This window comes from Lelliottia nimipressuralis, assembly GCF_004402045.1.
GTDB lineage: Bacteria > Pseudomonadota > Gammaproteobacteria > Enterobacterales > Enterobacteriaceae > Enterobacter > Enterobacter chinensis.
Window position 1 is genome coordinate 1,191,188 of record NZ_SOMG01000030.1, and the last position, 12,788, is coordinate 1,203,975.

General features: G+C 58.0%; 11 protein-coding genes. 1 reads left to right on the forward strand and 10 read right to left on the reverse strand.

Annotation, left to right across the window (positions count from 1 at the left end):
• Nucleotides 1-78 precede the first annotated feature (78 nt).
• A complete protein-coding gene (locus E3U32_RS23290; RefSeq protein ID WP_134350689.1) occupies nucleotides 79-639 on the reverse strand; it encodes a VOC family protein in 561 nt (186 codons plus the stop codon).
• A gap of 239 nt (nucleotides 640-878) precedes the next feature.
• Here E3U32_RS23290 and argS point away from each other — a divergent pair, with 239 nt between their 5' ends.
• On the forward strand, nucleotides 879-2,612 hold the full coding sequence (argS, locus tag E3U32_RS23295; protein WP_134350690.1) for an arginine--tRNA ligase: 1,734 nt from the start codon (nucleotides 879-881) through the stop codon (nucleotides 2,610-2,612).
• A 56-nt stretch (nucleotides 2,613-2,668) separates the two neighbouring features.
• On the opposite strand, the gene flhE is transcribed toward argS, so the two are convergent.
• The 9 genes from flhE to tar form a co-directional block, all read right to left on the reverse strand.
• Nucleotides 2,669-3,061, reverse strand: a complete 393-nt coding sequence (gene flhE / locus E3U32_RS23300; RefSeq protein ID WP_134350691.1) for a flagellar protein FlhE — start codon at nucleotides 3,059-3,061, stop codon at nucleotides 2,669-2,671.
• Nucleotides 3,061-5,139, reverse strand: coding sequence for a flagellar biosynthesis protein FlhA (flhA, locus tag E3U32_RS23305; protein ID WP_134350692.1), 2,079 nt, complete (start codon nucleotides 5,137-5,139; stop codon nucleotides 3,061-3,063). Before flhA ends, flhE begins: the two co-directional genes overlap by 1 nt.
• A complete protein-coding gene (gene flhB, locus E3U32_RS23310) occupies nucleotides 5,132-6,280 on the reverse strand; it encodes a flagellar biosynthesis protein FlhB (protein ID WP_134350693.1) in 1,149 nt (382 codons plus the stop codon). The genes flhA and flhB overlap by 8 nt, the downstream gene beginning before the upstream one ends.
• 148 nt (nucleotides 6,281-6,428) lie before the next feature.
• A complete protein-coding gene (gene cheZ / locus E3U32_RS23315; RefSeq protein WP_023312251.1) occupies nucleotides 6,429-7,073 on the reverse strand; it encodes a protein phosphatase CheZ in 645 nt (214 codons plus the stop codon).
• Between the two features lie 10 nt (nucleotides 7,074-7,083).
• Complete coding sequence (cheY, locus tag E3U32_RS23320; RefSeq protein ID WP_008500431.1) at nucleotides 7,084-7,473, reverse strand: chemotaxis response regulator CheY; 390 nt, start codon at nucleotides 7,471-7,473, stop codon at nucleotides 7,084-7,086.
• A gap of 17 nt (nucleotides 7,474-7,490) precedes the next feature.
• The gene (locus E3U32_RS23325; protein WP_063143692.1) at nucleotides 7,491-8,540 is read right to left on the reverse strand and encodes a protein-glutamate methylesterase/protein-glutamine glutaminase; all 1,050 of its coding nucleotides are present in this window, start codon (nucleotides 8,538-8,540) and stop codon (nucleotides 7,491-7,493) included.
• A complete protein-coding gene (gene cheR / locus E3U32_RS23330; RefSeq protein ID WP_023312253.1) occupies nucleotides 8,537-9,403 on the reverse strand; it encodes a protein-glutamate O-methyltransferase CheR in 867 nt (288 codons plus the stop codon). The genes E3U32_RS23325 and cheR overlap by 4 nt, the downstream gene beginning before the upstream one ends.
• Nucleotides 9,404-9,422: 19 nt before the next feature.
• Entirely contained in the window at nucleotides 9,423-11,024 is a 1,602-nt protein-coding gene (gene tap, locus E3U32_RS23335) for a methyl-accepting chemotaxis protein IV (RefSeq protein WP_134350694.1), read from the reverse strand.
• A 44-nt stretch (nucleotides 11,025-11,068) separates the two neighbouring features.
• The gene (gene tar, locus E3U32_RS23340) at nucleotides 11,069-12,736 is read right to left on the reverse strand and encodes a methyl-accepting chemotaxis protein II (RefSeq protein ID WP_134350695.1); all 1,668 of its coding nucleotides are present in this window, start codon (nucleotides 12,734-12,736) and stop codon (nucleotides 11,069-11,071) included.
• Between the last annotated feature and the right edge of the window lie 52 nt (nucleotides 12,737-12,788).

Genomic DNA, 12,788 nt, shown 5'->3' on the forward strand with positions numbered 1-12,788 from the left:
TCAATCCTCCTTAAAATCGACGTAACGCACCATCATGACACGCTGACCGCTTGCGGTCTCAGCGTGGAATCACAACTCTCAGGCTTCACTGGCAACAATCTGCTCGATGGTCCACGGATGAAACTTCACTGTGACCTGTCCGTCCGTGACGGCCAGCGTCGGGTTCGGTAACCGCTCGCGTTCACCTTTGGGGGAGCTCGTCTTAACAAAGATCCCCGGCTTGCTTAAGCCTTCGTCGGATAACAGGGCCAGCGCGCGCGCGTTCAGCGTTTCCGGCTCACCCGGCAGGACAATTTCGATATGCTCCCAGCCTTCGTGCGGATAGCGTTTCTCACCCGGCCACGGCAGTTCAACTACGGTGAATTGCCAGTGTGCCACGCTGACAGGCTGATGCAGTTTGAACAGGCAAATGGGGCGACCGTTAATGATATTCTCGGACAGCAGCTCACCACACCGTTCGAACCCGCGACGCCAGCGCTCGGCGGTCGCGTTTTGATGACAGCGCAAAGAGATGTGATCGGCCTCAAGCGGCGCGATATCCAGACCAAGACGGGTGGCAAGTTCTGTGAACGCCTGGGTGAAGCGCGGTAAATCTGCGGAAATATCATGCAGTTCGTCAATGGATTGCCAGTTCGCCATAAATCAGTCTCTTTTCGGGTCGCAAAGGCGCTAATTTACTCTGTTGCCCTGTTTTGACCAACCGCAGAATACGGCTTTTTATGACTGCATGATTATGCACTCCTTCTTAGCCTGGATTCTGAACAATCTTCGGCCCCCGCGATGCTGACGCCAGAAGGCATTTGCAGTATACTCCCGCCCTAAATTCTTTAACTGGCGCGGGCGGTTGTAAGCCCGCATCAAAAACGTAAGGTATCCAGGTGAATATTCAGGCTCTTCTCTCCGAAAAAGTCAGTCAGGCACTGATTGCCGCAGGTGCGCCTGCGGATTGCGAACCGCAGGTTCGTCAGTCAGCAAAAGTACAGTTTGGCGACTATCAGGCTAATGGCGTGATGGCAGTGGCTAAAAAACTGGGCATGCCGCCGCGACAGCTCGCTGAGCAGGTACTGACGCATCTGGATCTCACCGGCATTGCCAGCAAAACCGAAATTGCCGGCCCGGGCTTTATCAATATCTTCCTGGAACCTGCGTTCCTGGCCGGCCACGTTGACGCGGCGCTGAAATCTGACCGTCTGGGTGTTTCCCAGCCGGAAGCGCAGACCGTCGTGATCGACTACTCTGCCCCTAACGTGGCGAAAGAGATGCACGTTGGCCACCTGCGCTCCACCATCATCGGTGATGCCGCAGTGCGCACGCTCGAGTTCCTCGGTCACAAGGTGATCCGCGCGAACCACGTGGGCGACTGGGGTACCCAGTTCGGCATGCTGATTGCCTACCTGGAAAAACAGCAGCAGGAAAACGCGGGTGAAATGGCGCTGGCGGACCTGGAAGGGTTCTATCGCGAAGCCAAAAAACACTACGATGAAGACGAAGCCTTTGCCGAACGCGCGCGCAGCTACGTGGTAAAACTGCAGGGCGGCGATCAATACTTCCTCGAGATGTGGCGCAAGCTGGTTGACATCACCATGTCTCAGAACCAGCTCACCTATAACCGTCTGAACGTGACCCTGACCCGTGACGACGTAATGGGTGAAAGCCTCTATAACCCGATGCTGCCGGGCATTGTGGCCGACCTGAAAGCAAAAAACCTGGCGGTTGAGAGCGAAGGCGCAACGGTAGTGTTCCTTGATGAGTACAAAAACAAGGAAGGCGAACCGATGGGCGTGATCATCCAGAAAAAGGATGGCGGCTACCTCTACACCACCACCGATATCGCCTGCGCGAAATACCGTTACGAAACGCTGCACGCCGACCGCGTGCTGTACTACATCGATTCCCGTCAGCACCAGCACCTGATGCAGGCGTGGACGATAGTGCGTAAAGCCGGTTACGTGCCAGATTGCGTTCCGCTGGAACACCACATGTTTGGCATGATGTTGGGCAAAGACGGCAAGCCGTTCAAGACCCGCGCGGGTGGTACCGTAAAACTCTCCGACCTGCTGGACGAAGCGCTGGAACGCGCCCGTCGCCTGGTGGCTGAGAAGAACCCGGACATGCCGGCCGATGAACTGGAAAAACTGGCGAACGCCGTGGGTATCGGCGCGGTGAAATACGCGGATCTCTCCAAGAACCGTACCACCGACTATATCTTCGACTGGGATAACATGCTGGCGTTTGAAGGCAACACCGCGCCGTACATGCAGTACGCCTATACCCGCGTGCTCTCGGTATTCCGTAAAGCCAATATCGACGAAAGCGCGCTGGCGAATGCTGCCGTGACCATCACTGAAGATCGTGAAGCACAGCTGGCGGCGCGTCTGCTGCAGTTCGAAGAGACGCTGACGGTTGTTGCGCGTGACGGCACACCGCACGTGATGTGTGCTTACCTGTACGATCTGGCGGGCCTGTTCTCCGGCTTCTACGAGCACTGCCCTATTCTGTCTGCGGAAAATGAATCGGTCCGCAACAGCCGCCTGAAGCTGGCGCAGCTCACGGCGAAGACCCTGAAGCTGGGTCTGGATACCCTGGGTATCGAAACCGTAGAGCGTATGTAAAAAAGAAACCCGGCAATCGCCGGGTTTTGTTTTTTGCAGTCCTGATAATACGACCGTCAGCGGTAGTTCACGATGACGGAATTACTCTGCACCTTCAGCGCCGGGATCAAACGTCCCCCGCCCGGCACTTCCCAGATAAAACGCAAAGGTTCAATGGCAGGCACGCCGTTGAACGCCTGCGTCGTACCGTTTTCTCCGTCGATTTCCGTGCAGCGCGTCTGAGAACAGAGGCGCACCTGCAGCCCGGCAGGCGTTGGGCCAATCAGCCTGTAGTTCCAGACCACAAGGCCCATCTGGCCGGAAACCGCGTCAGAAGGCGACAGCGGGTTAGATGACATAGCCACACCCCGGTTGCTGAGCGTCACGCCCATGCTGCTTGCCTGCCAGGTGCCTCCCCCGGCAGCCTGCGCTGCCAGCGGGAAGAGCAAAATCCATAACCATTTACGCATTATTTTCCTCCAATCGTCGCGGTCATGCGGATATGACGGTTATCCGACAGCTCCAGATTCGACAGCACGACCAGCTGGTTCAGGCTGCGACGCAGGAAGCGCGACAGCAGCGGACGCAGCGCGTGGTTCACCAGCAGCACCGGCGGCGCGCCCAGCATCTCCTGACGCGCCAGCGCCTCCTGCGTTTGCGCCAGCAGACGGTCCGCCAGGCCCGGCTCCAGCCCGCCACCGCCCTGCAGGGCCTGAAGCAGCAGACGCTCAAGCGGCGTATCGAGACCAATAACCTGCACTTCCCCGGTGCCCGGGAACCACTGCTGGGTGATCGCACGTCCCAGCGCCACGCGCACTACCGCCGTCAGCTCGTGCGGATCGCTCTGGATTGGCGCATGCTCTGCCAGCGTTTCCAGAATGGTGCGCATATCGCGGATCGGCACTTTTTCGTCGAGCAGGTTTTGCAGCACCTTGTGCAGCGTGGTCAGCGTCACCACGCCCGGGACCAGATCTTCGGTCAGCTTCGGCATCTCCTGCGTGACGCGGTCGAGCAGCTGCTGCGCTTCCTGACGGCCAAACAGCTCTGCTGAGAATTGCCCAATCAGGTGATTAAGGTGGGTCGCCACCACGGTACTGGCTTCTACCACCGTATAACCCTGGATTTGCGCCTGCTCTTTCAGGGCACTTTCAATCCAGATAGCGGCCAGGCCAAAGGCCGGATCGATGGTTTGCTCGCCCGGCAGCGTGCCTGCTGCCGTGCCGGGGTTAATCGCCAGCCAGCGGCCCGGATAGGCATCACCGCTGCCAATTTCGACACCTTTCATCAGGATGCGATAGCGCGCGGGCGGCAGGTCCATATTGTCCCGGATGTGCACAACCGGCGGCAGGAAGCCCATATCCTGCGCGAATTTTTTACGAATACTGCGGATACGACCAAGCAGCTCGCCATCCTGCTGGAAATCGACCATCGGAATCAGGCGATATCCGACTTCCATTCCCAGGGAATCTTCCAGTTGAACGTCGTTCCAGGTCGCTTCTACGGCCTGGGTGTTCTCCGGCATTTTTACCGGAACAGGTTCCGCTGACGGTTTGGTCTCACGGCCACGCATCCACCAGGCAAGCCCCAGCAGCCCCGCGGTAAACAGCAGGAACACCAGGTTTGGCATCCCCGGCACCAGGCCGAGTAAACCCAGAACGGCAGCGGCCAGCAGCATAACGCGCGGGTTACTGAAGAGCTGGCCCACCATCTGCTCGCCAACGTCCTGGTCAGTACTGACGCGGGTGACAATCACACCCGCCGCCGTGGAGATAACCAGCGCCGGGATCTGCGCGACCAGACCGTCACCAATGGTCAGCAGCGTATAGCTTTCCGCCGCGTGGCCCATGTCCATCCCGTGCTGCAATACCCCCACCAGCAGGCCGCCGACCACGTTAATCACCATGATCAGAATGCCCGCGATGGCGTCACCGCGCACAAACTTACTCGCACCGTCCATGGAGCCGTAGAAGTCCGCTTCCTGCGTCACTTCCGAACGGCGTTTTTTGGCTTCATCTTCGGCGATAAGCCCGGCGTTCAGGTCGGCGTCGATCGCCATCTGCTTGCCCGGCATCCCGTCCAGCACAAAACGCGCGCCCACTTCCGCGATACGCCCTGCACCTTTGGTGATAACCATAAAGTTGATGATAACGAGGATAACGAACACCACGATACCGATAGCGAAATTACCGCCCACCAGGAAGTGGCCGAACGCCTCCACCACTTTACCCGCCGCTGCCGCACCGGTGTGGCCTTCCATCAGAATGATACGCGTGGAAGCCACGTTCAGCGCCAGTCGGAGCAAGGTGGTAAACAGCAGAATGGTCGGGAACGCGGCGAACTCCAGGGTACGCTGGGTGAACATCGCCACCAGCAGCACCATAATGGACAGCGCAATGTTGAAAGTGAAAAGCAGATCGAGGATGAACGCCGGGAGCGGCAGTACCATCATCGACAGAATTAGCAGGATCAGAATCGGCCCGGCAAGGATCTGCCATTGGGTCGATTTCAGGTTGCCGGGCAGGCGCAACATTGCCACCAGATTAGCCATCAGTGTCCTTCTCGTTCATAAAATCCAGCGCGGCAGGCACCGGAAGGTTCTCAGGTTTCACAGGCCGTTGACCGCCGGCCAGACGCCAGCGCTTCAACTGCCATACCCAGGCCAGAACTTCCGCCACGGCGGCGTAGAGTTGCCCGGGGATCTGTTGTCCAATATCCGCATGGCGGTACAGGGCACGCGCCAGCGGAGGGGCTTCGAGGATTGGCACGCGATGTTCGGTGCCAACTTCGCGGATACGCAGTGCGATCAGTCCCGCCCCTTTCGCCACCACTTTCGGCGCGCTCATTTTGTTTTCGTCATAGCGCAGCGCAACGGAATAGTGTGTCGGGTTGGTAACGATGACGTCGGCCTTCGGCACATCGTCCATCATGCGGCGACGGGCGGCGGCACGCTGCATCTGGCGGATACGCCCTTTCACGTGCGGGTCACCTTCCATCTGCTTGTATTCGTCACGGATGTCCTGACGTGACATCCGCAGTTTCTTAAAGTGGGTATAAAGCTGGAAGATCACGTCAAAACCCACCATCGGGATAATGCTGAGCACCACCAGCAGCGCGCAGAGCCCAACCAGGTTCAGCGCGTTGCTCATCGCGGTGAGCGGCGATTCGCTGATAAGACGCATCATTTCCGGCCAGTGGTACCAGAGGTAAAACCCCGCGGAACTGCCCATCAGCACCGATTTGAGAACGGCTTTGAGCAGCTCAGCCCCGGTCTGGGCAGAGAACATTTTTGCAATGCCCGGCAGCGGGTTCAGTTTAGAAAATTTCGGCTGCAGCGATTTGGCGCTAAAAACCAGACCGCCCAGCATCACCGGGGAAACCAACGCGACCAGCACAACCCCGGTAATCAGGGGCAACAGCGCGGCCATGGCCCCTTTGATAAGCTGAATAATCTGGCTGAGGATCAGATTCGGATCGTTGACCATGCTGTGGTCAAACCGTAAGCCGGTTGAGAGCATTCCCGCCAGCTTGCGGGCGAGCGACTCCCCACCCCACCAGATAATGCACACGCCTACGATAAGGATCAGCAGGGAGGTCAATTCTCGGGATCGGGGGATCTGCCCTTCCTCACGCGCCTTTTCTAGTCGGTGGGGTGTGGGGGCTTCCGTTTTGTCGTCGTTCTCTTCTGCCACAGTGCATGCTCAGCCCATTACGTCACGGGTATCATGCCAGCGCAGCGGAAATCCAATGGCGGGAAAAGCCCGTTTATTCGGGCTCTTTTCGGTGATTTTGTCGCAAACCACCTCAGGGGGCATTAACCTCCTGAGGCGGAATGGACAATCAGAAGCCGAGGCTGTCCAGCAGGTCGTCGACCTGATCCTGGCTCGCCACAACGCCCGCTTTGCTGGCGTCGAGCTGTGGCCCATTGAGCAGGCTTTCGTTCTCGCGTTTTGGACGAGCTGCCGGTTCCGGGATGTTCTCCAGCAGAACCATCAGCAGCTGACGCTCAATCTCCTGGATAACATCCATCATGCGCTTGATCACCTGACCGGTCAGGTCCTGGAAATCCTGCGCCATCATGATGTCCAGCAGCTGGGCGTTGGTGAAGCTGGTGTGGCCCGGCACATCACCCAGGTACTGACGGGTATCCGTCACCAGTTCGCGGGCATCCGCCAGCTCGATAGGGTTTTCAAACCACTCGTCCCAGCGTTTGCTCAGCGCTTTCGCCCCCTTTTCCATCGCATCCTGGTGCGGCTGTGATGCTTCAACGCTGTTCAGCGCACGTTCAGCGGCCTGGGCGGTCATCTGCACAACGTAGTCCAGACGATCGCGGGCATCAGGAATCGCTTCCGCCGCTTCGGCAATCGCCTGATCCAGACCCAGCTCACGCAGGCTGTCACGCAGCATGCGCGTCAGGCTGCCGATGCGGACGATGATATCGCTCGGCGAGTGTTCTTCAACGGGTTTCATAGCAGGTTGCAACATTTCCATCACCTCACATGCCGAGTTTCTCGAAGATCTTACCGAGCTTCTCTTCCAGGGTTGCCGCGGTGAATGGCTTCACCACATAGCCGCTTGCGCCCGCCTGTGCAGCGGCAATGATGTTCTCTTTTTTCGCTTCCGCAGTGACCATCAGAACCGGCATAGACGCCATTCCCGCATCGGCACGAATGGTTTTCAGCAGTTCCAGACCGTCCATGTTTGGCATGTTCCAGTCAGAGATAACAAAACCAAATCCGCCAGCCTGCAGTTTGTTCAGCGCATCAACGCCGTCTTCTGCTTCTTCAACGTTGTTGAAGCCCAGCTCTTTCAGCAGGTTGCGCACAATGCGACGCATGGTGGAAAAGTCATCCACAACCAAAAACTTAAGCTCTTTATCCGCCATAAAATAATACTCCTGAGTCAAATACGTATTGCCTGTCCGGCACTGATTTTCGCCAGCATCTGCTGGCTTACCTGGCTAAGATCGACCACTTCGCTCACGCCACCCATATTGATGGCCTCGCGCGGCATGCCGAACACCACACAACTTGCTTCATTCTGCGCAATCGTCCAGGCGCCAGCCTGGTGCATTGCAAGCATTCCGGCGGCACCGTCGTTGCCCATCCCCGTCAGGATCACCCCAACGGCGTTGCGCCCCGCATGTTTCGCCACCGAATGAAACAGCACATCCACCGACGGACGGTGCCGGTTAACCGGCGGTCCGTCATGAATTTTGATTTGATAGTTAGCGCCGCTGCGCGACAGCTCCATATGCTTGTCACCCGGGGCGATATAGGCATGTCCCGGGAGCACGCGCTCGCCGTCTTCCGCCTCTTTCACGCTGATCTGGCACAGCTTGTTCAGGCGTTCGGCAAACGATCGGGTAAAACCTGGCGGCATATGCTGAGTGATCAGAATACCCGGACTTGAAAGCGGCAATGGCTGGAGTACATGGCGAATTGCCTCTGTTCCTCCGGTTGACGCCCCAATGACCAGCAGTTTTTCCGAACTGAGTAAGGGACCGGCCTTCAGGGTTACCGGCGCGGCCATCGGCGTGTGGGCGGCAAGCTTTGCGCGCGACGCGGTGCGGATCTTCTCAGCGATCATTTCGCTGTACGCCAGCATCCCTTCACGAATGCCGAGCTGCGGTTTAGTGACAAAATCCACCGCCCCCAGCTCCAGCGCGCGCAGGGTGATTTCCGAGCCTTTCCCGGTCAGGGAGGAGACCATCACCACCGGCATGGGCCGAAGTCGCATTAACTTTTCGAGGAAATCTATGCCATCCATGCGCGGCATCTCGACATCCAGCGTTAGCACATCGGGGTTATATTTTTTAATTAAATCCCGCGCTACCAGTGGATCAGGCGCTGTAGCCACCATCTCCATGTCGCTGTGGCTATTGATAATTTCAGTCATGATCTGACGCATCAGCGCTGAATCATCGACAGACAACACCCTGATTTTACTCATGCTTTTTCCTTACTCAGCGCATATACCGTTTGCCCACGCAGGCTAAACTCACGCGCGAGGTTGCTGAAGTTTTCCGAGTGCCCGGCAAACAGTAAACCGTCAGGCTTGAGCAACGGAACAAACCGACGCAGAATGTCCTGTTGCGTCGTTTTATCAAAATAGATCATGACGTTACGGCAAAAAATGGCGTCGAACGGCCCCGGCACGTTGTACTGCTTATCCAGCAGGTTAACGGGCGCGAACTCCACGCAGTTCGCCAGCTCCTGGCGTACGCGTACCAGGCCTTCATGCGGGCCTGTCCCGCGCATGAAATAACGCTGCAGCTGCTGCGGCGACAGCGTTTTCAGCTCATCCTGGCGATAAACACCGTTGCGCGCCTTCTCCAGCACCTCGGTATCGATATCGCTGGCGTAAACTTTCCAGCGTCCGGGCGTCATTCCCAGCGTGTCTGCAAGGGTAATCGCCAGTGAGTAAGGCTCTTCGCCCGTCGAGGCAGCCGCACTCCAGACGCGATACTCTCCGGTGCGACGGCGCGCGTGCTCTGCCAGTACCGGGAAGTGGTGAGCTTCACGGAAAAACGCCGTCAGGTTGGTGGTTAAGGAGTTAATGAAAGCCTGCCACTCTGCGCTGTTCTGGTTCGCCTCGAGCATGCTCAGATAGCGACCAAAATCATCCAGCCCCAGCGTACGCAAGCGCCGCACCAGACGGTTGTAGACCATGTCTCGCTTATGATCCGCAAGCACGATCCCCGCACGCTGGTAGATTAACTGACATATCCGACGAAAATGCGCGTCGGACAGCGCGAGGCGCTGTGTCATCTGCAACAATAATGACGTTTGCCCAGGGGGCATTGGTGATGTCATAGCGCCTTCTTAATTACATTCAGGATACAACTGGCACGGCCTGCGACCGCCCGACTTCTGTTACTGCTTCAACGTGCTCTTTCACATTAAATACCGCGACCAGCCCGGTCAGGCGATCCGCCTGGCTGGCCAGCTGATCGGTTGCCGCTGCCGCTTCCTCGACTAACGAGGCGTTTTGTTGCGTCACCTGATCCATCTGGCTGACGGCCTGGGCAACCTGCTCAATGCCGCGACGCTGCTCGTCCGACGCCGAGGCAATTTCGCCCATGATGTCGTTCACCCGCGTGACGGAGGTGACAATCTCGTGCATGGTTTTCGCCGCCGTGTCCACCAGCGTTGAGCCCTGCTGAACGCGCGAGACCGACTCTTCAATCAGCACCTTAATCTCTTTTGCCGCGTTGGCGCTGCGGCTCGCCAGGTTACGCACTTCCCCCGCCACCACCGCAAACCCGCGCCCCTGCTCTCCGGCACGCGCCGCTTCAACGGCGGCATTCAGCGCCAGAATGTTGGTCTGGAACGCGATACCGTCAATCACGCTGATGATGTCACCAATTTTCTGCGAACTGGTGGCAATCTCCTGCATGGTGCTGGCGACGTGAGAGGCCTGATCGCCGCCCTTCTTCGCCGTCATCGCCGCCTGTTTTGACAGGTCAGACGCCTGACGCGCGTTATCGGCGTTCTGGCTTACCGTCGCGGTCAGTTGCTCCATGCTGGCCGCCGTCTGCGCCAGCGAAGCTGCCTGCTGCTCGGTGCGGGAGGAGAGATCGTTATTGCCTGCCGCAATCTCTGAGATCCCGGTGTGCATGGCATAACTGCCCTGACGCACATCGGATACCGTTTCCCTGAGCGATCCCTGCATCGCCTTCAGGCTGGCAAAGATCGCCGAAATTTCGTTCTTACCGAACACCGCCACCGGACGCGCCAGGTCACCCTTCGCAATGCTGTCGAAGTGGCTGCTGACAATCGCCAGCGGTTGTACAATCATTCTGCGCGCCCAGAGCAACGCCCCGCCGGTCAGCAGCCCTGCCAGAATCACAACCACGGCAAAGATGACGCCCGACATGTGATAGCTTTTGCGGCTGTCTTCACCGGCACGCTGAACGGACTGGTTAATATCCTGCTGCCACGCGTTAAAGCTGCCGTCAAACGCCGCCTGAGAGGCCTGAACCGGTGCGGTCATGAAGTCCGAAAGCTGGTTGTTCTCAAGCCAGGTCGCCTGGTGGTCGAGATCGCTGTACCACTGCTCAAAGTTCGTCTTCATCGCGGCCTTCAGCGCTCTCTCTTTCTCGCTGTCGGCGGCCTGCGCCGTAAAGGCTTTAAACTGCGTATCAGCCTGTTTCAGACTGTCACGCGCGGTCGCCATCAGCGCTTTAATGTCATCCGGCGGATAGCTCAGCGCGGTTAAGGTTCCCGCCTTGTTCAGCGCAGTGCTTGCCTGCAACAGCACGGCACGCGTTTGTGCCAGTGCGGAGCGCTGCTGATTACTCGCCTCAACTTCCTGCAAATTCTGATAGCCATCGCGAAACGCCCAAAAAGACAACCCGTTACTGCCAACCTGCAACACACCGCAAAGGATCAGAATCAAAAACAGTGTGGTCGAGATACGAATACGATTTAACATCCACGCTCCCATCAAGCGGCAAGCAGCCGCGGTTTAATTGTCAGTCAAAATGTTTCCCAGTTTTCATCTTGTCCGGTCGTCGCGGTACGCGTACGGTTGGCAGCCGATTCTGCGGCTGGCACGCGATACGTCGCCTGCGGGGTGACCGTGTTTCCAGCGAGTGAAGCGAGACGAAACGCCGAGACGGCCATCTTCAGACGGCTCGCCTGGTCTTCCAGGGCAGCGGCCGCCGCAGCGGACTCCTGCACCAGGGCGGCGTTTTGCTGTGTCACGCGGTCCATTTCCGATACCGCCAGGGCAACCTGGTCAATACCACGACTCTGCTCATCAGACGCAGAGGCGATTTCACCCATGATGTCCGTCACGCGGGTAACGGCATTCACGATGTCATTCATGGTCTCCCCGGCACTTTCAACCAGCACGGAGCCGGTATCCACGCGGGAGACAGAATCTTCAATCAGCGATTTGATCTCTTTCGCCGCATTGGCGCTGCGGCTGGCCAGGTTACGTACTTCCCCGGCCACCACGGCAAACCCGCGCCCCTGTTCGCCCGCGCGCGCCGCTTCCACGGCGGCGTTCAGCGCCAGAATGTTGGTCTGGAAAGCAATACCGTCGATCACGCTGATAATGTCGGCAATTTTCTTCGAGCTGTCGGCGATTTCGTGCATGGTTTTGACCACGCCATCCACCACGCGACCGCCGCGCTGCGCCGTCTCGGAGGCGCTTTCCGCCAGCTGAGACGCCTGACGGGCGTTATCGGCGTTCTGCTTCACGGTCGCCGTGAGCTGCTCCATGCTGGCGGCCGTCTCTTCCAGGGCGGACGCCTGCTGTTCGGTGCGAGAAGAGAGGTCGTTATTCCCCATCGCAATTTCGCTGGTGCCGGTATAGATCGCCTCAGACCCGTTACGCACGTTGGCGACGGTCTCGATGAGCGAACGCTGCATATGGTCAACGCTGTTTGCCAGCTCGGTGATCTCATTGCGCCCGGACACGGTCAGCGTTTTGGTTAAGTCGCCGCCGGCAATTTCACGAATGTGGGCAATAACGCGGCCGAGAGGGTTAAGCAGGATATGGCGAATGCCGTACCATACCGCCACCAGCACAATGACCAGCGCCAGCGCCAGCACCGCCATCTGCCATTTCGCAAAGCGGTAGTCATTCTGGCTTTCAGTGAAGGCCGAGTGATACAGATCGCCGCTGACCTTCGCGTATTCCCCCAGCGCCGCGCCAAGTGCGTTTTGCATCCCTTGCGTAGGCTGCGCGAAATAGGCGTCCATGTTGCCGCTCTCCAGGAACTGAATCAGCTCTGTCAGGCCGGCAAAGTAGGCGTTGTATTTCTCATCAATATTCTGGCTCACCTGCTCCATCGCAGGCTGCGGGGTAATCTTTTTGAAGGCGTCGTAGTGTTTCGCGGCGTCAGCGAGGGTGGCACGGGCATTTTTCAACAGATCGGTTTTCGCGCTGCTCTGCTGATTGTTGGGATCCATCATCATGCGCGCGGACGAGCGGCTCAGGTTGATACGCGTTTGCAGCATCAGATCCCACGTTGACGTGAGTTCACTCTGCTGCAGGCGGAGATCGTTTGAGGCCGCGAAACTGTCCTGGTTCTGTTTTAATGACGAGAAAAAAAGCCCGCCGGAAATGAGCTGAAGAAGTGCGAAAATGACCAGCACCATCATGAGCATTGTGACAACGCGGATACGGTTCAACATACAACACCTTCTCATAGATTTATTAACGGTGTTATCGGCACTGCCCACAGGA

What these genes read in the sequence shown, in the direction of transcription:
- E3U32_RS23290 (WP_134350689.1), bottom strand. Translation starts at nt 639, where the DNA reads ATGGCGAACTGGCAATCCATTGACGAACTGCATGATATTTCCGCAGAT.
- flhE (WP_134350691.1), bottom strand. Translation starts at nt 3,061, where the DNA reads ATGCGTAAATGGTTATGGATTTTGCTCTTCCCGCTGGCAGCGCAGGCT.
- flhA (WP_134350692.1), bottom strand. Translation starts at nt 5,139, where the DNA reads ATGGCTAATCTGGTGGCAATGTTGCGCCTGCCCGGCAACCTGAAATCG.
- cheZ (WP_023312251.1), bottom strand. Translation starts at nt 7,073, where the DNA reads ATGTTGCAACCTGCTATGAAACCCGTTGAAGAACACTCGCCGAGCGAT.
- cheY (WP_008500431.1), bottom strand. Translation starts at nt 7,473, where the DNA reads ATGGCGGATAAAGAGCTTAAGTTTTTGGTTGTGGATGACTTTTCCACC.
- E3U32_RS23325 (WP_063143692.1), bottom strand. Translation starts at nt 8,540, where the DNA reads ATGAGTAAAATCAGGGTGTTGTCTGTCGATGATTCAGCGCTGATGCGT.
- cheR (WP_023312253.1), bottom strand. Translation starts at nt 9,403, where the DNA reads ATGACATCACCAATGCCCCCTGGGCAAACGTCATTATTGTTGCAGATG.
- tap (WP_134350694.1), bottom strand. Translation starts at nt 11,024, where the DNA reads ATGTTAAATCGTATTCGTATCTCGACCACACTGTTTTTGATTCTGATC.
- tar (WP_134350695.1), bottom strand. Translation starts at nt 12,736, where the DNA reads ATGTTGAACCGTATCCGCGTTGTCACAATGCTCATGATGGTGCTGGTC.